We start from the raw sequence: 21,730 nt of genomic DNA on the forward strand, positions 1-21,730 counted from the left end.
TAAAAAGAACATATGTTTTATAATTAAAGAAAATTATGGAAGAAAGAAGTTGCTATATTCATGCGTCCACCTTTAACAAAAACTATATCTCTTGAAGATTTCCAAAACTATTATTGGTTAAAAGCTGAACTCCAAACATTTTGTCGTGAGCATGATTTACCAGCTAGCGGCTCTAAAATTGAAATAACAGAGCGTATCTCACATTATTTAACTACAGGAAAAGTATTAAAAAACAGTTCTGATCAAAGGGTGAGTAAAGCTTCCCTATCCTATAAAGATCTTTCCCTTCAAACTGTTATTACTGAAAACCATCGCTGTAGCGAGGATGTACGGGCTTTTTTCAAAGAAAAAATTGGAGCAAACTTCCGCTTTACAGTAGCTCTTCAAAAGTTTTTTAAAGAGAATGTTGGAAAAACATATGAAGATGCGATCATTTTTTGGCATGAAGAAAACGAACGTAAAAAAGACCCTACATATAAAACAACTATCAGTGCGCAGTTTGAATACAATCGTTTCACTCGCGATTTTTTCGAAGATCCAAATAACAAAGGAAAATCAAAAGCTGATGCAATTGCTGCTTGGAACGAAATAAAAACAAAACCTGGTAGCAACGCCTATATTCCTCAAAAAGTAGAAAACTAGTCACCTTACTAGTCTTCTACTTTTTCGAATAATAGAGCAAGCCCAATTCCACCACCAATCCCTAATGTCGCAATTCCATATTTCATATGCTCCCTTTGCGCTTGATAAAACAAGCGCGTTACAAGCATAGCTCCAGACGCACCGTACGGATGACCGAGTGCTATTGCACCACCATTTACATTTAACTTTTCATACGGAATTTGTAACTCCTTTGCACAAGCCACAATTTTTGAAGCAAATGCTTCATTTATTTCAAAATAATCAATGTCCTCTACTTTTAAGTTCATTCCATTTAATAATTTATTTACTGCAAATATCGGACCAGTTCCAGGGAGATTTGGATCCACTCCAACTACAACACTGCGAACGAAACGAAGGACAGGCTTGTATCCTAATTTTCGGGCTTGCCCCTCTTCCATTACAAGAACGGCACATGCTCCATCATTTACGCCACACGAATTACCTGCCGTTACTGTGCCATTTTGCCAAAATACAGGTTTTGTTCTCTTAATAATTCTTTCATACTTCATTTCTTGCTTTATAGCTTCATCTAATAATCCATTAAGTGACAATATTTCATCTTGTATATATCCATTTTCTAACGCTTGTAATGTCCGTTTATAGCTAAGACAAGCGTACTCATCTTGCATTTCTCTCGTTATGTTATAACGCTCTGCAACATATTCAGCCGCTACTCCCATATCAGGATCACCGATTGTTTCAGGTGAAAAACGCGCTCTCTTTTGAAAAGGTGATGTACTTGTACTCTCTACTCCCCCGGCGATATAACAATTACCTGCTTCCCCTTGAATGAGATGACACGCCATACGTACTGCTTCCAATCCAGCACCACATTGCCGGTCAATCGTTACACCAGGAATATGATAACCGAGCCCCGCCTCTAAAGTAGACAGCCTTGCAATATTTCCTCCTGGTCCAACAATATTCCCTAATATAACATCGTCTATTTCTCTCTCAATTCCTTTACTTAAAAACGAAAGGAGTGGTGCTGCTAATTGCTCCATTTCATAATCTTTTAACATCCCATTCTTCTTACCTATGGGTGTTCTTTTCGCCTCTACAATAACCGCTCTATTCATATATCTTCTCCCGGTTTTCAATCATATTTTTTACTGCAACACGAGCAATCTTCCCACTATTTGTATACGGGATTTCATCAACAAAATGCCATTCTTTCGGTATTTTAAAAGAAGATAATCGTTGTAAGCAAAAACTCTTTAATTGTTGCTTCGTAGCACTTCCTTTTACGATACCGACAGGCTTTTCACCCCAATAATTATCCTTTATACCAACTACAACAATTTCTTCAACAGCTGGATGTGTATATAACACACTTTCTATTTCTTCAGGATAAATATTGATTCCTCCAAATAAAATCATATTCTTCTCTCTACCAACAATATACATAAAACCTTCTTCATCTTGATACCCTACATCTCCCACTGTCATCCAGCCATCTGCAGTCAACTCCTGGGCTACAACTCCATCTATTATGTATCCCATAAAAAACTGATCACTTTTCACATAAATAGTTCCTACATTACCTGCCTGTACTATTTCTCCTACTTCATTACATATCCGAACTTGCACATTGTGACAAGGTTTTCCTACTGAATTTAGCTTTCTGCTCTCTTCATCGACTAATGTTGTTACAAAACTAAGTTCAGATGCACCGTAAAATTCATATCTTTTCGCATAAGGGAATATACTCTTTATTTTTTCTTTTGCTTCAGCTTCCCATTTCGCTCCTGACGAAATAATTCTCATTTCATTTTCTATTACTCTATTTTCTTTATATAAAGATTCCAGCATTGTTGGTACTGTATACATAACCGAAATATTTTCAGTTACTAACTTATCTAACACTTGATTTGGAATAAACTTTCTCATAATATGTACGGTTTGTCCCATATATAATGCACTTATTGCACCGTATAAGAAAAGAGAGTGAACGAGCGTTCCAGCTATTAAAATAGAATCTTCTTTTTCCATATGAAAGTCATGTACATTACAATCAAAACTATGAACCCACGATTGTTGCGCACGTAAAAATGCCTTCGCCTTCCCAGTTGATCCTGATGTGAATCCCATATAAAAAGGAGCCTGTTGTACATTTTCTTCAGGGTGATCAGTAGGAATATAGTTCTCTATCATTCTTTTCCATTCATCAATTTCAATTACTCTTCCTTCTTCACCCGATAGATCATTTACCTTATATCGCTCTGTCACAATCATATTCGGATTACTGATTGCAATTCTTTCTTGGAGCTCATCCTGTTTCCACTTTATATCTAATGGCACACAAATCCATCCGGCCATAGCGGCACCCGCAAATAGTTGTAAAAACTCGATACTATTTTCTAATACAATTGCTATCGTTTTATTCTTCGATTCTTTTTCATTTAACCAGTTTGCTACTTTACAAACTGACTCGAACCACTCTTTATATGTTAATACTCTATCATTTTCCTTTATCGCTATTTTATTTGGTTGCAAAGAAGCATGCTTTTTATATTCTTTTGTAATCCCCATATGAGACGTCCTTTCTTTACAAAATAATAAAAAGAAACACGCATTAGCGTGTTTCTTCTCTCTTATCCCGCATTTGTATATTTTCTATTCTTCAAAGCAGGCGTAATAATATGTTTCAATGAACGATGTAATTTTGTCACGAGAATTGCTGCTATAATCGCTTTTATGCAATCACCTGGTAAAAATACGACACTTACTTTCATCGTTTCCCATACGGAAATATCCATTACGAAAGCTTGTACAATGATACCAAATACATAAACTACGAAAATACCACCAATTATATTAATGCATAATACTTTTATAATAGAAACTTCACGTAAACGCTCAATTAAATAACCAATTACAAATGCTCCTACAATATAACCTAGTAAATATCCTGCACTTGGACCAACAAATACACTTGGACCACCACGTCCACCTGCAAGTAATGGTGCACCAACTCCTACAATAAGTAAGAAAACGAGCTGACTTAGTGCTCCAAGACGTGATCCTAACAGTCCACCCGCAAGCATAACACCGAGTGACTGTAAAGTAATCGGAACTGGTGTAATAGAAAGAGCAATCGGAGGAATTAACCCTAGCACTCCCATAATAGAACTAAATAAAGCGACGAAAACTAAGTTTTTTGTATTCATGTTTGCTTCTCCTATTTGTAAACTTAAAGTCAAATTCAGATAACATATTACAAGAATTATATTAGCTTTCAACTCCCCTTTTGTCAACTTCATTTTAACGAAAGTTTACAAATAAGAATTCAATTATTTTTCTTTATGCAAATGCTCTAGTTCTTTCCGAAGCGCCTGTTTTAAAAACTTCCCAACAGATGTTTTCGGTATTTCTTCCATAAATACAATATCATCCGGTAACCACCACTTCGCAAACTGTGGTTTTAAAAACTCATATAACTCTTCTTTTGTAACAGTACTATTTTTCTTTTGAACAACGCAGGCAATTGGTCGCTCTTGCCATTGTGGGTGTGGAATTGCAACGACAGCTGCTTCAAATATAGCGTCATGTGCCATTAAAGCGTTCTCAAGATCGACTGAAGAAATCCATTCTCCACCGCTTTTAATAACATCTTTCGTACGATCAACAATTTTTACGCAGCCTTCCTCATCCACTGTAACGACATCACCAGTATATAACCAACCGTCACGGAATCCTTCGACAGTACGATCATCGTTATAATAGCTTTCAGCGATCCACGGCGCTCGTAAACATAATTCTCCCATCTCCGTACCGTCCCACTTCACTTCACCTTCTGCCCCAACTACTTTCATCTCAACACCAGGCACAAGATATCCTTGTTTTGAGCGGATTTCTAATTGCTCTTCATATGACAAGTCTGTTTCATAACTTTTCAAACGCGCAAGTGTTACGAGCGGGCTTGTTTCAGTCATGCCGTATGCATGTATAAAAGGAACATTATATTTTTGTTCAAACGCTTTAATAACGCTTTTCGGTGCAGCTGCGCCTCCGCATAATATTCTTGTTATACTAGATAAATCGTAACTATTATTTTCTAACTCTTGTAAAACACCGAGCCAAATTGTCGGCACACCCGCAGCTATCGTTACTTTTTCAGTTTGAATCATTTCTAATAAAATTTTCGGCGTAAACATCGGTCCCGGAAGAACTTGTTTTGTCCCAAACCAAGTAGCCGCAAAAGGGAGCCCCCAAGCGTTCACATGAAACATTGGCACAATAGCCATTGCTGCATCACTTTCCGATAAAGCTGTCGTATCCGCTAACCCGAGTGCCATACAGTGCAACACTGTACTACGATGTGTATAAACAACACCTTTTGGATTTCCTGTAGTCGCTGACGTATAACACATACCAGCAGGTGTGTTTTCATCAATATCTTTTACAAATTGGAAATTTGGATCGCCTTCTGCCAATAGCTTTTCATAATGATATACAGGCTCTAGTGTAGTATTTGGAATTTCATCTTTATCAGTCATAATAATGTAGGCTTGTACAGTTGCTAATTCAGACTGAATCTTTTCAACGAGTGGTACAAGATCTTCATCAATAAGTAGAATTCGATCTTCAGCGTGCTGAATAATGTATGAAATATGTTGAGGAGATAAACGAATATTAATTGTGTGCAAAACGGAAGCAATACCTGGAATAGCAAAATATGCTTCCACATGTCGATGATGATTCCATGCTAACGTTCCTACACGTTCGCCTTCTTTAATCCCAATCTTTTTTAACGCACTTGAAAGTCTTCTCGTCCTTTCTCCTAGCTGCTTATACGTTAATGTCGTAACTGTATCATGCGTCCTTGAAACAATTTCTTTCTTCGGGAATAACTTTTCTGCTCTTTCCATCATAGAACTAATTGTTAGCGGTACATTCATCATCATATTAGTGACAGCCTCCCTTTAAAGCGTTTTCATTTTCATATATTATAACAGACTTCAACAAATATTTACGATATTTTTCAGTATTTTCTGAATTATTTCTTTGGAAATAATTCAGAACAATAAAAAACATGTTTTGAATACACGGATCCAAAACATGTTTTTTTCTTACTTATAAACTATCTACCTTTTTTCTTACTTTCTTTTTTAGTTTAAAGATAAAACGATTACTATATTCTTTATTTTCTACTAAAATTCGATATGTCTCTAACACTCCTAACACACGAACAAAAAGATAAACTCCGATAGCAATAAGTACAACACAATAAGGATAAAACTGCACGAGCTCTCCTGAAGTGATTCGCTTTTTCTCAAATAAAAACGGGATTGCTCCTGCTGCAATAAAACAAAATCCAATGATCACTACTGCCGCATACTTCTTCTTAATAGTCGCATATCTTTTTGTCAATTCTTTTAGAAAGTTTTGATCAAATAGTAGTTCTTCCTTTTTCAATACATTATATCGACTCTCTTCTATCGTTACAGGTACCATCATTGCTCCAATTCCAAGGACAGCAATGATAATGACAAGGAATGTAGACATTGTTGCATTTTCCTTAAATAGTAAATACGGTATTGTAGATAAAATGAGAAAACTAAACCCTAACGCAATATATTTAGAAATTTTTTGTCCATACACTATATACCCTTCTGCCATTTCTTTACTTACATAATAACCATGTTCCTTGTCATTACTTTGCTCAGCAGTTTCTTTTAATAAGTAATCAAGAGATACTTCGAATACATTTCCAATCATTATTAACTTTTCAGTTTCAGGAAACCCTTGACCATTTTCCCATTTACTAATTGCTTGCCTTGTCGTATTTAATTTTTCAGCTAACATTTCTTGAGAAAGTCCCTTTTCCTTTCTTAATTTAAATAGCTTTTCGCCAAATCCCATATGTGTGTCCCCCTTTGTTTTTCTTAACTAAATTGTACGTAAACATTGCGCTTACCTCTATCTTCCTGCGGTTGCGCTTTGTCAACTTACGGTTGCGATTGTGTTATATTGCGGTTTTATATACGATTTAGCTAGTTTCTTCTATGATTATGACGTTAATAAAACATTTTCTTCTAATAACAAATTATAACAATTAAAGGTAATTATTGTTATAAAAAAAACGAAAAACTCCCTTATTTATTTAAAGGAGTTTTCAATAAAAACTATTTCATTGGTTCATATATCTTTCCCTAGATATATGATACTTTTTCGTATCACGATACTTACCTTTAACGAACAAATCATTTTGAAGCGTACATTCATACTCCATATTCAAACGTTTCATTAATCTTTCAGATGCTTCATTTTCCGAGTTACACCCCGCTTCAATACGATTAAGACGTAACTCATGAAAACCATGGTTAAAAAAAGCTAATGCAGCCTCGGTAGCCAATCCTCTTCCCCAATATTTTCGTGATAAAGCGTATGCAATTTCTACTTTATGTGCAGTTGAATCATACTTTATAAACCCACAAGTCCCTATAAGTTTTTGCTCCCCTTTTAACACTATGCCAAGGGGAGCTACTTGTTCTTTCTCGTACCCACTCACAATTCCTTCTATATATTCAGCTGTGTCATGCAACGATTGATGAGCATCCCATACAGTATATGTTGTCATCTCTTTATCAGCAGCATACTCAAATATATGTAAACTATCACTCATATTAATTTTCCTTAATATAAGTCGTTTCGTATATAACGTTGGATACGACCACTTCTCAATGATCATAACGGCTTCTGCTTAAATTTTTCATAGTTCCGTACCTTTAATAAAAGGATATTCCCGCAATCTGTACAAATATAAGCATCCACTGGTGAAGATGTGAACATCGTCTCCTTTTTCCTTATTTGTGCATATCCGATAAACTCTCCTTCCCCTATGTTTTGAGAACCACAATGAGAGCATGTCTGCACGTCTTTCTGTTTCATGAGAGCACCACCTTTAATCTGTTTCCACTCCCTTCGACAGTTCACTTCCATTTCCCTTCCAAAAAACTTCTTATTCTCTTACATTACAACAGGAATCTCTGAGCAAAAATCGTATATGTACTATAAACTATATTAATTGACGGAGGAATCTTATGAGTACGATTATGACACTTGATGCAGCCAGTGAAATTGAAAACGCGGAAATAAATATGCTTTCTTCTAGATTAGAGGCACTACAAGAAATAAATGGAAACCCAATGCAAGTACAAATGAAAAAATTCGGAAGTGCCACTGCCTTTTCATCAAAAGTAATCGCTGGTCCTACTTTTAATACAGTAAAAGGCATTACATTTACAAATACAGATCAGATAGATGAAATCATCTCTTATTATCAATCACTACAAATTCCTTGCCGCTTTGAAATCACACCAGCGCAAGGCACAACTGAACTATTTCAATATTTATCTCAAAAAGGTTTTTACCAATCCAGCTTCCATACTGCTTTATATAATATACCGAGAGAAGATTCATCCCTTCTTCCGTCTAACATTTCAGTACGCCAACTAAAAGAAAATGAGTTTAATATTTTTGCAGACATATATGTAAGCGGATTTAATATGCCGTCCTTTACAAAAGATGGCGTCCATCAAAACAACGAAATTCTTTACAATAAACCAGGATGGCATTTTTTCATAGCTGAAGTTCAAAATATCCCTGCTGGTATTGGTGTCCTGTATATAAATAAGGGGATTGCCTCATTAGCTGCTTCCGCTACTTTACCGGAATTCCAGAGGAAAGGCTGTCATACTGCATTAATTCAAAAACGAATTGAGACGGCCATTGAATCCAACTGCAAGTTAATAGTTGGACAAGCGCGATTTGGTAGCGGCAGTCAACATAATATGGAACGTGCCCATATGAAAATTGCTTATACAAAATCAATATGGACTGCGAAAGACATGTAATTAACATCCTTTCTTTTTCCATTACAGTCTTATACATTTTATGACAGCTTCTTTTCTATCCAATTAATAATATTCAAACTACAAGGAGGAGAAGTGTATGACTAAGCATGATCATGGTTTAAAAGAAAAAGCACATGCATATAAAAGAATATTAAAGAAGGGAAAATAAAAAAGAGCCCGTCGGCTCTTTTTATTTTCCCTCACTCTTCTCTAACACATATAAATCTTCTTCAATATTTGATAATTTTTCAGTCACAAGTTTTCTTGCATCTCCAATTGCTTGATTGTATGCAAATGGTCCTACTAATTTAATCATTTCTTCTATTAAACGTTCTGCTTGGAAACGTCCAATCTCATCTAAATCTTCTTCAACGAAAAATTGCTGAATTTGTGCTACAAGCTCTTCTTTTTTATCAGTTGGTATTTTTATGTTCATCATCATTCGTTACTCCTCTATATTTAAGATAATACTTTTCTTAACTCTACCATAGAAAAACGATTTCCTGGACAAGTTTTTGTAACCCCTTCTAACTCCCTATGACCGAGTATATTTCCTTTCTCTAGGGCAAACTGCTTCATAAACATTTTACATAAAGAATATAATGCATTCATTTGCGGGGTAGTTGGATTATATTTATCAAAATTTCCTGTCATACATATTCCAATTGTATCACTATTATTATCTTTCGCATGTGCTCCAATATGTAAACCTCGCCCTTCGACTACAGTTCCATCTTCTTCAATAAAATAATTGTAACCAATCCCGCTCCATCCCCTTACCTTTTGATGAAATTCGTGAGTTTTATACACATCCCATCCATCTTCTGACGTATGATGAATTATTAACTTATTTACTTTTTCTAAAGGAACTAACTCATCTTGAAATGTTAAATTTGCGCATTTAATTTCCATCTGAACTTCCTCCTTTTAAAAATCGATCATAATAAGGGTTTTATCATCTGGCCTTATTCTCTGCTCACCTTCTAGCTGTTCAATAATCACTACATATTCTTCTATACTATTCTTTTTTATATAGGCAACAGTTTGTTCTAATGACCAATCTGGGTGGAATAATCCATCTGAACAAATAAAAATCCCACTTAATTCTTCTACTTGTAATTCACCATATTGTAAATAATTCATTGCTTCTTTCATCCCATTTGCAACTGAATACCCATTTGGCATATTTGCAAGGTAACGATTGTATTTTAACTGTTCTCGAACATCTTGAAAAATATGTTCTTCTGGCACAGATAACCCTTTTTTACGATCTTCTTCCCTCTTCTTTTTTGCTCGTTTACTAATTCCTTTAACTGTGTCTTTCGTTAATAATTGAATCGTTCCATTTTGAAGGATTGCGACGATCATACAGTCCCCTAACTGCGCATATTCAATTTTCTCACCATCTATTTGAACTGCCGCAATACATGTACACCACAAATGCTCTTTTTTTCTCATGTCTACTCTATATTCTAACATTTTGCTTTGCAATACTTCATTTGCTTTTGCAACTGCAACTTGTAAACTATGATTTTCACGTAATGAAGTAAAATAACTTGCAAATAAATGCGAAGCGATGTACGCTCCATTATGTCCCTTTTCATCACGAAACGGGACGAGTGGTGTTGCACCATCACATACACCATAAATCATTTTATTTTCATTACAAAAAAATGAATCCTCACACTCATGTTTCAACGGGCTTTTTTGTTGATACGTTTTTATCCCCATATCTGTATCCCCTTTCAAGTTGTGGAATAACTGAAATATTTTGATTAATCTAATTTTCCAAAATAAACTGTTTTCACCCAAAACTTTCAATATCATATATAATCTTGAAATAATATGAATTTTTTAGTGAAGGACGGGAAAGAGATGCTCAGATTTCTTGGTGTTATTATTGGTTCTTTTATTATTGCGATTGCCTTTAATCTTTTCCTTATCCCCCACAAAATTTTAAGTAGTGGAATTGGCGGAATTGCTATTATTTTAGGGATTGTAACCCCTGTAAACACAGGTATTATTAACTTCGTATTAAACTTACCTATCCTTATTTTAGGATACATGGGTCTTGGAAAAAAAGTAATTTTTAACACAGTTATCTCTGTAATTGTATTATCTGTTGCATTATACTACGTTCCAGTAAAAGTCGTAGCAACAGATCCACTTTTATCGTCTATCTTCGGAGGTGTCATTGCCGGAGCTGGTATCGGTCTTGTTTTTAACTGTAATGGATCAACTGGTGGATTTGATATTATCGGTATGTTGTTATCCCGCAAAAGAGACATTAAACTTGGCGGATTCCTTATTGCTTTAAATGCAGTCGTTGTTGTTATTGCAGGATTTTTCTTCACTTGGGATGTTGCACTTACAAGCTTACTTTCAATTTATGTAACTGGTAAAGTAATCGATGCGGTTCATACAAAACATAGTAAAGTTACACTTATGATTGTAACAAACGAAGCAGAAAAAATGAAACAGCAGCTTCTTTCAACCGTTGTACGTGGGATTACATTACTTGATGGCGAAGGTGCTTATTCAAGCGAGAAAAAGCGTGTACTTATGACAGTCGTTTCTCGTGAAGAATTAGCAAGTATGAAACTAACAATTTCTGAAATTGATCCGCACGCGTTCGTTAATATTACAGAAACTGTAGAAGTGTTAGGACTTTTCAGAAGAAGTTAAAGACTAGGCGGGAATCCACCTAGTCTTTATTTTGCATAAATTCAATTCGATTTCCAAATGGATCAGACACATAAAATCTAATTACATCTGGCCGTGCATGATCATCAGTCACTTCGACACCTTGCTCTATCAACGTTTGCTTAAATTCACTAATTTCATTCACATAAAAAGCTGGATGTGCCTTTTTAGCTGGTATAAAGTTTTGCTCCACACCAATATGGATTTCTTGATTTCCACACTTAAACCAACACCCGCCACGCTTCTTTAATTCCTCTGGCTTCGGAATTTCTTCCATACCAATTTTATTACCATAAAACTCTCGTGCTTCATCTTCACATCCTACAGGTACAGCAACTTGCACATGGTCAATCCCTTGAATGTAATTTTTCATTTTCTCTCCCCCTCTTCAACTCTAATGTTATAACGGAAACACGCCCTTGTAACTTACAAAAGATTTATAAAACAATATAAGCCCCTCTTATTACCACCTTATATTCCTTTTGCGAAAATAAAGAAAACAAAATTTATTCCGCAATTTCCATTTTTTATAGAAATACACATTACATCTATATTATAGTTATTAGTAGATTAATCTTTTAGATGCTAGTTGTACGGAGGAAATATTATGAGTCGTAAAAAATATTCATCTACTCAAAAAAAACGTCAGCTTAACGTATCTGGACGTTTGCGAAACCATATACAAAATCGTTCTTTGGCAGAAATGTACGCCTCTCTTTTTGAACATAACCCTGATAGTATTATTTCATTGAATTTAGAAGGAATTATTTTACATATCAATCCTTCTGCCGAAAGAATACTTGGTTACTCTTCTGAAGAATTAGAGCGAAAAAGCATTACCTCTATTTTGGAAGCCCATATTTCTGAACAAGTATTACAATATATAACAAATACTGAAGCAGACAATCAACAAGAGTATATCGTATCTATTTATCATCAAGACGGATATTTGTTAGACGTCGTAACAAAAATAGTTCCCATATTTGTGAAGAACCGTCTAACAGGTGTATATGCGATTATGAAACCTCTTGAAAAATCAGCAAGAATTGAACAGTTGTTAAAAGAAAGTGAGAAGAGATTACGCACATTAATGAATTCAATGCCTGCGTTTGTTATATTTAAGGATCATGAAGGTCGCTGGCTTGAAGCAAATGACTACGCACTTTCCTGCTTTAAATTCCATCATGTACCCTATCATGGAAAAAGGGACAGTGAACTCATTCAATATAATGAATCGTACCGAGAAGCTTTTTTACACTGTGAAGAAGTCGATGAACTAGCATGGCAAAAAGGACAAATTCTTCACGGAGAAGAATTCATTATACATAGAGAGGATTTCGACCTCATCTTAAGTATATCAAAAGTCCCTCTTTACCACCCTGATGGTTCGCGTAAAGGTCTTATTGTGATGGGAAGGGATGTTACTGAGCTAAAAGAAACTGAAAAGTTATTACGGAAATCAGAAAAACTCGCAGTAGTCGGACAATTGACAGCTGGAATTGCACATGAAATTCGAAACCCACTTACGTCTCTAAAAGGTTTTTTAACATTGTTACTCCCTGAAATAAATGAGGAGAATAAATGGTATGTCGATGTTATGTTAGGCGAAATTTCACAAATGGAATCCATCACGAGTCAATTTATGGCTATGTCTAAGCCGCAAGTATTATCCATCCAAACTTGCAACATACAAACTTTAATAGAAGAGGTCGTCACATTTATTTTACCGACTGCCATTATGCATAGCGTTCATATCATTATGGATCATTTCAACCATAAACATGACATTCAATGCGATGGTAATCAATTAAAACAAGTTTTTATTAACATATTAAAAAACGCAATAGAAGCGATGCCAAATGGCGGAAATATTTTCATTCAAATCAAATCGTTAGACAATAATTTCATCGTAATTCGTATTATTGACGAAGGCTGTGGTATTCCAGAAGATCGCCTCTCTCGTTTAGGCGAACCGTTTTATAGTTTAAAAGAAAAAGGCACTGGACTAGGATTAATGATGTGTTACAAAATAATTGAAGAACATCATGGTAAGTTACACATTTCAAGCGAATTAAATAAAGGTACTATCGTTGATATTCAATTGCCACTTTCTTCATCTCATCTTGCAATTCAGTCTTAAATCATAAAAAAGCATCTGCTACTCGTTAGCAGATGCTTTTTTATAATTTACAACTTATAGAAATATTTTGTCATACCACTCTTTTGCTTTTTCTACTTCACCAATCGTTAATTGATGCCCTCTATTTTCCCAGTGCATTGTTACGTTTGCATTTGCATTTTCTAATAACGTCTTCAATTCCTCTGACTCAGAAGGTGAACAAATTGGATCATTTGTCCCAGCGGCGATAAATACTGCTGTTTCAGCTACATTAGGTAATTTCATTCCTCTTCTAGGCACCATCGGGTGATGAAGAATCGCACCTTTTAATGCATTTTCGTAATGGAATAATAAACTCGCGGCAATGTTTGCTCCATTTGAATAACCGATAGCTACAATGTTATTTCTATCAAATTCATATGTTTTTGCTGCTTCATTTAAAAACTCATTTAATTCCTTCGTACGGAAAACTAAATCTTCTTCATCAAAAACACCTTCTGCTAATCTACGGAAGAAACGCGGCATGCCATTTTCTAATACATTTCCGCGAACACTTAATACTGAAGCTTCTGAATCAATTCTTTCTGCAAGTGGCAATAAATCTAATTCATTACCGCCAGTACCATGAAGTAATAACAACACTGGTTTTGACGTATCTTTTCCTTTTTGAAAAATATGCTTCATCATTATTCCTTTTCCCCTTTCAATCACTTTAATCTAGATTTCTTACTTCAAATGGTAAGAGAGTTTGTTCAATCTGTTGTCTATGTGATTCATATCGCTCTGGTAACTTTAACTCCTCACCCATCGTCTCTAACGATTCGTCATGAGCAAAACCAGGAGGATCTGTTGCAATTTCAAATAAAATTTCACCGTGTTCTCTAAAATAAATCGCGTTAAAATAATTTCGATCTTGCACAGGCGTTACGCCATATCCAAAGCGGGAAACATGCTCTTTCCAATCTAGTTGATCAGCATCATCACTCGCTCTCCAAGCAATATGATGAACTGTACCAACACCCATCTGGCCACGTCCAATTGTTGATAATCTCAAATCGATAATATTTCCAATATCAGCAGAAGAACGGAATCGCACGAACTCACCTTCTTCTCCAACTTTCTCAAGACCCATAACATGTTCTAACAATTCAGCTGTTTTTTGAGGTTGTGCAGATAAAAGAACAGCGCCACCAAATCCTTTAATTGCCATTTCCGGCGTAACGCCTCCAAAACTCCACGTATTTAATTCGCCCCCTTCTCTTTCAACTAATTCTAAATGCAAACCATGGGGATCATCAAATTCTAAATACTCTTCTCCAAAACGATTCATCTTTGTATACGGAACATCGAATTTTTCTAATCTATTTTCCCAAAATTCCATTGCCCCTTTTGGTACGACATAAGAAGTAATTCCTACTTGACCGTCACCAATAATTCCTTGACGAGCACCTGCCCATGGGAAAAACGTAATAATTGTTCCAGGTTTTCCTCCTTCATTACCAAAATAAAGATGGTACGTACCTGGATCATCAAAATTTACTGTTTGTTTTACTAAACGTAAACCTAATACACCAGCGTAAAAATCTACATTTTCTTGCGGATGCCCTACAATTGCTGTAATGTGATGAATTCCCATTGTCTTCTTTTCCATTTTCTCCGCCCCTTTTTATTCATTTTAAAACTGTTATACATTAAAATTCATTATTTAATTTGTCCATACTGAAATGTAAAATCCACCATTATAGTCGATATAAAGCGGGATAAAATTACACATCTTTGTCTATTACACTAAAATTATCTCGAATTCGAGATAATTTCTTAAAAAACATCTAATTCATCTACGCTTATAATAAATTCCAAATTATCTTGAATTCGAGATTTATTATAAGTTAATTATTCTTTATTGTCAATAAGTCCCTTATTTCATTATTTTTCTCTTTAATTATCCTTATTCACAAATAAAAAAGTCATACAAACAAACGTATGACCTTTAAAGTATATCTTTAACTTTTTATCCCGATTGATACAGATTATTAACAAGTATGATATCCTGAGCGTTCATTTTATTTACTTATAGGGAATAATTCCGAAAGAGGAACTACCCTCCCCATTTCATCTTTAAACACAATATGCTCTCTCGTTAAATGACGTGGGCTCTTTACTCCTGCCGCTGCTGCTAATGCAAACAAGCTATATCTCATACTTATTATATAATTCATTACCCTCCATTTCTTTTCATAGGGATCTAACGCTTTTTGATAATGCGGATTCGTCGTCGCAACTCCAGATGGACACTGACCTGAGTTACATTGAAGCGCCATAATACAACCACTTGCCATCATAAAACCACGCGCTGAATTTACAGCATCTGCTCCAATCGCTAAAGCAATTGCCACCTTATCTGGTGTAATTAATTTTCCAGAGGCAAACACTTTGAATTTATTACGGACACCATACTGATTTGCTGTATCAATAAATGTAAGTAATGCTGGAATAAGCGGAATCCCCATACTATCTGCCATCGATTTATACGTTGCACCTGATCCACCTTCTGAACCATCAATTGTAATAAAATCTGGATAGATATTTAATTCTTTCATTGTTTTTAATAAATTTTCCAAAGGCCCCTGCTGCCCAATGACAATTTTCATCCCGACTGGTTTACCACCGTTCTCTTGCAACTGTTGAATAAAATAAAGTGTATCTGCTGCATTATTTAAAAATGAAAATCGATTCGGTGAATTAATTGTCTCTCCTTCTTGTACATTTCGAACAGAAGCGATTTTCTCGTTTACTTTTTGTCCCTCTAAATGACCACCACGTATTTTAGCACCTTGCCCAAATTTCAATTCAAATGCTTTAATATTACTTTCTTTCGCCTTCTCCATAAATTTTTCCATTGAAAAATTACCATCCTCATCACGATATCCAAATAACCCTGGGCCAATTTGTGCAACGATATTTGCACCTGTATGTACATGTTCTGGAATTACGCCCCCTTCCCCAGTATTAATCCACGATCCTCCTGCCATTTTTGCCCCAAAACCACTTGCTAAAATATAATTTTCTCCAATCGCGCCGTAAGATGTCGCTGATGCTCCAAACATGCCATGTAGTTTCCATGGGTATTTACGACTTTCACCAACTATAATTGCATCGTCATCTTCATATAACCAAAGATTTGTTGTATCCGCTGTCAATTTTTCTCTTCTTGAAAATAATCCTTCTTTATGAATCACATACTTTTTACCTTCTTGCTCTTGCAAAAGATTCACACTTAACTCCTCAGTTAATATCGGAAACAATGTATTAGCAATATAATAGCCAGAAGCTTCAAAGTCTCTTTTTGATCCAAAACCAAGTATTTCAGAGCGATATTTCGCTAAAAACATAACACTTTGAAAGTCATAACGCGAGAACGGCTTTCCATCCGTATCGTGATCAAACCAATATTGCCGAAATTCAGGCCCTATCTTTTCCAATAAGTAGCGCATCCTCCCTAAGTATGGATGTAGTTTTAAAATAGAATGATGCGTCCGTTTTTTTATAAAAAATGTAATGATAAAAAAGACAATTAAAAGTAACATTAAAAATAGTAATATACTAATAATAACGAGTAGCGTTTCACTCATCCCGCTTCCCCCTATGAAATCCCATAATAAAAGGAGAACACTCAATGTGTTCTCCTTCTATCTTTATTCACACTAATGTTACAAGATGCTCTTTCGCATCATATTCAACTAAACTTTCAGCATGTTTAATTCGATGAACAAAGTCTGGGTTCGCAATTAACGGTCTTCCGAATGCCGCTACATCAATTGTTCCTTCTTGCAATGCTTCTTCTGCCTCTTTCGGATTCAAGTTACCTACTCCTACGATAGTACCATCCCAATACTTCCTTACTAATTGATGAAAATTCTTTCCGTCAGCAATAACTTGCTTATAATTCATCGTTGAAGGGTGGATCATCGTTAATCCAACTTCTTTAAACATATTTACGAATGTTTCAATCGCAAGTTTTGGGTTTTCCCACATATAAGTAGGGTTATCACCTTTAAAGGCAGAGAAACGAAGAAGTGTTTTATCAGCTCCAACAGCTTCTATTACAGCCTCAGTTACTTCTTTCATAAATGTTAACCTTTGCTTTAAATCACCGCCGTATTTATCTGTACGCTTATTCGCAAACTCATAAGTAAATTGATCAATTAAATATCCATGTGCACCGTGAATTTCTACTCCATCAAATCCAGCTTCGATTGCGTTTTTCGCAGCTTGTGCATATTGACCGATAACTTCTTTTATTTCTTCTAACGTCATTGCTTCTGGTGTATCAAACGGTTTACGAAAACGTGGAACATTCCCTTCTGCAGCGATTGCAGACGGTGCTTGTGGCAATTGACCACCAATTATTTCATGATGACTCATACGTCCAACATGCCATATTTGAGCAATAATCGTCCCGCCTTCTTTATGTACTGCCTCTGTAACAGGTTTCCAAGAATCGATTTGTTCTTGTGTATAAATACCTGGTACACCTGGGTTTCCTTTCGCTCTCGGACTAATAACAATTCCTTCTGTAATAATTAATCCAACACCATCTGCAGCACGCTTCCGGTAATACTCTACTACATCAGCACCAACTACTCCAGTCTCAATATTTGCAAAACATCTTGTCATCGGCGCCATTGCTATGCGATTACGAAGAGACCAAGATCCAATTTGAATCGAATCAAACAACTTCGTTTCTTCAATATTTTCAAAAGACCCCCAAGCGTTTATATTTGTTCCTTCATAAATACTTGCCGCTTTATTATTTGCACTTGTCATTTTTCTTCCCCCTAAAAAATCTAACTATAATCGCATCATACTTACTTTTAGATAGTAATGTCAATTTATACGACTTCACCATAAAACATTCGAATATCAAAAAAATAGAATGCTATAAATAAAATTAAAAAGGTTCCCTAAGTAGGAAACCTTTTTTAGTTGACCATATATGGCTGTCAATTCGTTTATCTCTTTTATAGACAGAATATACACAATGATTATATATTCACATATAATAAAATCCCTTATCAATAGAAGTGAAAGTGGTTCAGTGTTCTTCTAAAAATAATAACTTATATACCTAAAACAATGAAAGCCCTACCTCTCTTTCATCCTTACGGCTCCTTGTCCGTGCCAGTGTGAATCAGGATTGCAAAAATTAAGTAACTATTTTATCGAAGTATTGAATTAAACTTCGAACATTCGTAAAAGAAATTAAAAAATAAAAATGGATTTGATTGTAGTAATAACAAAAGTGGTTAATGCTCTAAAAGTGGTTTGAAAGAGTTGAATGTCTTTGAAATGATTGATTCTCTATAATTATACTCCCAAAAAATCCAAGATCTTTTTTGGGATATAATACATTATTTGTAATGAATCTTAACAAAAGCTTTTTATTTGATTTTCTGTGATACCTTCAATTAATCCCAGTTCACTAATCAAAAATTCATGTGCGTTATCTAACATTTTCTTTTCGCTTGCATTAAGTGCTTTTTCTTTCTGCATACGTAATAAATCACGCACAACTTCAGCACCTTCTTGTATTTTACCCGTCTTTATTTTATCTGTATTCACTTTATATCTTTGTTTCCACGTAAGTAATCTATCTGATTCTCCATGCTGAAAAATATCTATTATGTGTGTTAATGCCTTTATATCCGTGACTGGTCGTATATTTGAATTCAATATTTTCCCTTCAGGAATCATTATTTCCATATTACTCCCCGACATTTTTATAACATAATACTGTTGTTTTTTTCCTGCGATTTCTTTCTCTTCTATGGCTTTAATTATACCTGCTCCCTGCATTGGATAAACAATGTTATCGCCAATTTGAAACAAATAATCCACCTCCATATATGGTAACCTTCTCAATCTTAACACACATTCATTTTTTTAGCAAAATTTTTATAATATCACAAAATTATTTTCCATGTCAATTTATTTAAACAGAAAAATTCAATCTGTAAAAAAACACTAAAAAACCCGCGATTTTGTTACCTTTTCACACCCACCCCCTCCGATTTTATATATCTTATAAAACAAAAAACACATCACTACATATAAGTAGTGATGTGTTTTATTTAATGAAAGACACACACGATCCTTCGCTTATATACTAACCTGTTTACTAATCGTTTCTCTCGCTAAAAGAAAACTCATAATCACTTGCGCTGCTACTCTGCTCGTCATATCCCTAAAATCAAGAGTTGGATCAATTTCTACTATATCCATCCCTTGAACGAGCGGTTCTTTGCCAAGGAATTCGATCGCATCAAATAAAGTTGCGCTATCCATTCCTCCAGGGCCAATTGCTGGGCAACCTGGCGCAAACGCTTGGTCTAGTACGTCCATATCAAGAGAAATATAAATAGACGTCACACCTTGTTTTCTTAATACTTCAATACTTTCCGCGATAATATCTTTTATTTCTCTTTCTCTTACATCTTTCATTGTATACACTGCCACGCCATGCTCTTTTGCATATTCATGGTATGCTCGTGCATTTGAAAAGTTGCGAATTCCAATTTGAACGAGTTGTTTTCCTGTAATGACATCATTTTCTAGTAAACTACGGAACGGTGTACCATTTGATGGACCACCATCATCTAAATTACGTAAATCATGATGGGCATCAAATTGAATAATACCGACCTTTCCTTTACTATTTGCAAAACCTGTTACACTCGGGAAACTAATCGAATGGTCACCACCAAGAATGATTGGTATCATTTTTGGATTTACTTTCGTTAAGTGACCAACTGTTTTCGCAATTCGGTTATGACTTTCTTTTATATCTGTCACATGCATCGTAATATCACCGCAATCATACAAGACACTTTCTTTCATATCGTGTTCTTCTGTAATTGCGTATGTGCTATATGCATCTAACATCGCACGAATTGTTTTTGGCGCAAAACATGCTCCTGAATGACTAATAGATGGTTTAGAAAGGGGTGCTCCAATTAAGGCAGCACCGAATATTTCTACACCTTCCTCCCAATCGTTAATCATCTCACTCCATTTCGTCACTTCACGATCGATAAATTTTGCATTTTTCTTTAAATAGTGGCCGTGCTCCACGATTGTTCACCTCTTGTATATGCGATATTACCATTCTTCCATACTGTATTTACATGGCTTACGCCGTAATGGTACGGTACGTAAGCATAATTGTAAGCATCCCATAAAACTAAATCTGCCTTGCGACCCACTCTAATTTTCCCAGCTACTTCACCACGATTAATGGCATAAGATGAGTTAACTGTTACCGCATTCCAAACTTCTTCTGGTGTCATTTTCAGTTTTAGCATCGCAATGCTCATAATAAGCTGAATATTTTCAGTTGGACAGCTACCTGGATTAAAGTCTGTAGCTAACGCAACCGCAACACCTTCATCAATCATTTTACGACCGCGAGCGAAGCTTTCTTTATTTAAATAGAAAGTTGTTCCTGGTAATAATGTTGCGACTGTATTCGAGTTCGCAAGCATTTCAATTCCTTTATCAGAAGCGCCAACTAAATGGTCCGCTGATGCTGCACCGATTTCAGCCGCTGCCTCCGCACCACCAAGAGGGTCAATTTCATCTGCATGAATTTTCACATCAAAGCCAAGCTCTTTCGCTTTTAATAAAAACTCTTTTGATTCTTCTACAGAGAACACACCTGTTTCACAGAAAATATCAACGAATTCAGCTAATTGCTTCTCTTTCATTTCTGGTAGTAGGTCTAACATCCATTGTAAAAATTCTTTTGATCTACCTTTATACTCTTTCGGAACTGCATGAGCACCTAAAAATGTGGAAACTAAATCGATTGCATGCTCTTTTTGTAATTGTGCAGTTGCCTCTAATTGTTTCCACTCTGTCTCATCATCTAATCCGTAACCACTCTTCGCTTCTACAGTTGTCACACCGAAAGATAGCATGCGGTCTAAATGGAATTTCGCTTTTTGAACTAGTTCTTCTTTCGATGCTTGTTTCGTTGCATTTACAGTCGAAAGAATACCTCCGCCTTGTTCTAAAATTTCTAAGTACGGAACTCCTTGTAATTTTAGTGCGATTTCATTTTCACGAGATCCACCAAATACAAGATGAGTATGCGGGTCAACAAGACCAGGAGAAACCATTTTCCCGCCGCAATCAATAACTTCTTTCGCTTGTAATCCTTTCGCTTCTTCCGCTGTTCCAACGAAAGTAATTACGCCGTTTTCAATTCCAACCGCACCTTTTTCAATAACAGGAAGCGTGTTCATCGCTTCCCGTCTTAACAAGCCATCTTCTTGATCCATTGTTAGTAATTGACCGATATTTATTAGTAAAGTGTCCAGCATGTTTT

The 21,730-nt window shown here is 35.5% G+C and carries 22 protein-coding genes; 4 read left to right on the forward strand and 18 right to left on the reverse strand.

What is annotated here, in order from left to right:
• The first annotated feature begins 60 nt into the window (after nt 1–60).
• Nucleotides 61–642 carry a DUF6434 domain-containing protein gene (locus COC96_RS20435; protein ID WP_098267027.1) on the forward strand — a complete coding sequence of 194 codons (582 nt, stop codon included), beginning with the start codon at nt 61–63 and terminating at the stop codon, nt 640–642.
• A gap of 8 nt (nt 643–650) precedes the next feature.
• Here COC96_RS20435 and COC96_RS20440 read toward each other — a convergent pair whose 3' ends face one another.
• From COC96_RS20440 to COC96_RS20470, 7 genes are all read right to left on the reverse strand, one after another.
• On the reverse strand, nt 651–1,742 hold the full coding sequence (locus COC96_RS20440; protein ID WP_098769265.1) for an acetyl-CoA C-acyltransferase: 1,092 nt from the start codon (nt 1,740–1,742) through the stop codon (nt 651–653).
• Nucleotides 1,735–3,195: an acyl-CoA synthetase gene (locus COC96_RS20445; RefSeq protein ID WP_098769266.1), complete on the reverse strand. Its 1,461-nt coding sequence runs from the start codon at nt 3,193–3,195 to the stop codon at nt 1,735–1,737. The genes COC96_RS20440 and COC96_RS20445 overlap by 8 nt, the downstream gene beginning before the upstream one ends.
• 62 nt (nt 3,196–3,257) lie before the next feature.
• Nucleotides 3,258–3,833 carry a biotin transporter BioY gene (locus tag COC96_RS20450; RefSeq protein WP_088233232.1) on the reverse strand — a complete coding sequence of 192 codons (576 nt, stop codon included), beginning with the start codon at nt 3,831–3,833 and terminating at the stop codon, nt 3,258–3,260.
• Nucleotides 3,834–3,956: 123 nt separating this feature from the next.
• Nucleotides 3,957–5,570, reverse strand: a complete 1,614-nt coding sequence (locus tag COC96_RS20455) for a long-chain fatty acid--CoA ligase (RefSeq protein ID WP_098267024.1) — start codon at nt 5,568–5,570, stop codon at nt 3,957–3,959.
• A 169-nt stretch (nt 5,571–5,739) separates the two neighbouring features.
• Nucleotides 5,740–6,528: a helix-turn-helix domain-containing protein gene (locus tag COC96_RS20460; RefSeq protein WP_098267023.1), complete on the reverse strand. Its 789-nt coding sequence runs from the start codon at nt 6,526–6,528 to the stop codon at nt 5,740–5,742.
• Between the two features lie 268 nt (nt 6,529–6,796).
• The gene (locus tag COC96_RS20465; RefSeq protein ID WP_098267022.1) at nt 6,797–7,357 is read right to left on the reverse strand and encodes a GNAT family N-acetyltransferase; all 561 of its coding nucleotides are present in this window, start codon (nt 7,355–7,357) and stop codon (nt 6,797–6,799) included.
• Nucleotides 7,354–7,557, reverse strand: coding sequence for a hypothetical protein (locus tag COC96_RS20470; protein ID WP_088233228.1), 204 nt, complete (start codon nt 7,555–7,557; stop codon nt 7,354–7,356). The genes COC96_RS20465 and COC96_RS20470 overlap by 4 nt, the downstream gene beginning before the upstream one ends.
• Before the next feature lie 152 nt (nt 7,558–7,709).
• Between COC96_RS20470 and COC96_RS20475 the strand changes: the two genes are divergently transcribed.
• Nucleotides 7,710–8,522: a GNAT family N-acetyltransferase gene (locus tag COC96_RS20475; RefSeq protein ID WP_098769267.1), complete on the forward strand. Its 813-nt coding sequence runs from the start codon at nt 7,710–7,712 to the stop codon at nt 8,520–8,522.
• Nucleotides 8,523–8,712: 190 nt separating this feature from the next.
• Here the strand turns inward: COC96_RS20475 and COC96_RS20480 are convergent, their stop codons facing one another.
• From COC96_RS20480 to COC96_RS20490, 3 genes are read right to left on the reverse strand one after another with little or no spacing between them, the layout of a single operon-like run.
• Nucleotides 8,713–8,964, reverse strand: coding sequence for a DUF2164 domain-containing protein (locus COC96_RS20480; protein WP_002018980.1), 252 nt, complete (start codon nt 8,962–8,964; stop codon nt 8,713–8,715).
• A 17-nt stretch (nt 8,965–8,981) separates the two neighbouring features.
• Nucleotides 8,982–9,434 carry a peptidoglycan recognition protein family protein gene (locus tag COC96_RS20485; RefSeq protein WP_098267020.1) on the reverse strand — a complete coding sequence of 151 codons (453 nt, stop codon included), beginning with the start codon at nt 9,432–9,434 and terminating at the stop codon, nt 8,982–8,984.
• A 15-nt stretch (nt 9,435–9,449) separates the two neighbouring features.
• Nucleotides 9,450–10,253, reverse strand: a complete 804-nt coding sequence (locus COC96_RS20490; protein ID WP_098769268.1) for a protein phosphatase 2C domain-containing protein — start codon at nt 10,251–10,253, stop codon at nt 9,450–9,452.
• 114 nt (nt 10,254–10,367) lie between these two features.
• Between COC96_RS20490 and COC96_RS20495 the strand changes: the two genes are divergently transcribed.
• Nucleotides 10,368–11,207: a YitT family protein gene (locus COC96_RS20495; protein WP_098267018.1), complete on the forward strand. Its 840-nt coding sequence runs from the start codon at nt 10,368–10,370 to the stop codon at nt 11,205–11,207.
• A 19-nt stretch (nt 11,208–11,226) separates the two neighbouring features.
• On the opposite strand, the gene COC96_RS20500 is transcribed toward COC96_RS20495, so the two are convergent.
• Complete coding sequence (locus tag COC96_RS20500) at nt 11,227–11,598, reverse strand: VOC family protein (protein ID WP_098267017.1); 372 nt, start codon at nt 11,596–11,598, stop codon at nt 11,227–11,229.
• A gap of 234 nt (nt 11,599–11,832) precedes the next feature.
• On the opposite strand from COC96_RS20500, the gene COC96_RS20505 reads away from it, so the two are divergent.
• On the forward strand, nt 11,833–13,365 hold the full coding sequence (locus COC96_RS20505; protein WP_098267016.1) for a BA3702 family sensor histidine kinase: 1,533 nt from the start codon (nt 11,833–11,835) through the stop codon (nt 13,363–13,365).
• A 54-nt stretch (nt 13,366–13,419) separates the two neighbouring features.
• Here COC96_RS20505 and COC96_RS20510 read toward each other — a convergent pair whose 3' ends face one another.
• The 7 genes from COC96_RS20510 to hutI all read right to left on the reverse strand — a co-directional run bounded on the left by COC96_RS20510 (nt 13,420) and on the right by hutI (nt 21,725).
• The gene (locus tag COC96_RS20510; RefSeq protein WP_098267015.1) at nt 13,420–14,031 is read right to left on the reverse strand and encodes an alpha/beta hydrolase; all 612 of its coding nucleotides are present in this window, start codon (nt 14,029–14,031) and stop codon (nt 13,420–13,422) included.
• A 25-nt stretch (nt 14,032–14,056) separates the two neighbouring features.
• Nucleotides 14,057–14,995, reverse strand: coding sequence for a ring-cleaving dioxygenase (locus COC96_RS20515; RefSeq protein WP_098769269.1), 939 nt, complete (start codon nt 14,993–14,995; stop codon nt 14,057–14,059).
• Nucleotides 14,996–15,407: 412 nt separating this feature from the next.
• Nucleotides 15,408–16,976 (reverse strand): FMN-binding glutamate synthase family protein, encoded by a 1,569-nt coding sequence (locus COC96_RS20520; RefSeq protein WP_098769270.1) that lies wholly within the window; start codon nt 16,974–16,976, stop codon nt 15,408–15,410.
• Between the two features lie 67 nt (nt 16,977–17,043).
• Nucleotides 17,044–18,171, reverse strand: coding sequence for an alkene reductase (locus COC96_RS20525; RefSeq protein WP_098267012.1), 1,128 nt, complete (start codon nt 18,169–18,171; stop codon nt 17,044–17,046).
• Nucleotides 18,172–18,771: 600 nt separating this feature from the next.
• Nucleotides 18,772–19,233 carry a CarD family transcriptional regulator gene (locus COC96_RS20530; protein ID WP_170933751.1) on the reverse strand — a complete coding sequence of 154 codons (462 nt, stop codon included), beginning with the start codon at nt 19,231–19,233 and terminating at the stop codon, nt 18,772–18,774.
• Nucleotides 19,234–19,503: 270 nt separating this feature from the next.
• On the reverse strand, nt 19,504–20,475 hold the full coding sequence (gene hutG / locus COC96_RS20535) for a formimidoylglutamase (RefSeq protein ID WP_098769271.1): 972 nt from the start codon (nt 20,473–20,475) through the stop codon (nt 19,504–19,506).
• Nucleotides 20,454–21,725 carry an imidazolonepropionase gene (gene hutI / locus COC96_RS20540; protein ID WP_098769272.1) on the reverse strand — a complete coding sequence of 424 codons (1,272 nt, stop codon included), beginning with the start codon at nt 21,723–21,725 and terminating at the stop codon, nt 20,454–20,456. The genes hutG and hutI overlap by 22 nt, the downstream gene beginning before the upstream one ends.
• Nucleotides 21,726–21,730: the final 5 nt, after the last annotated feature.

This window comes from Bacillus cereus, assembly GCF_002577405.1.
Lineage (GTDB): Bacteria > Bacillota > Bacilli > Bacillales > Bacillaceae_G > Bacillus_A > Bacillus_A cereus_AU.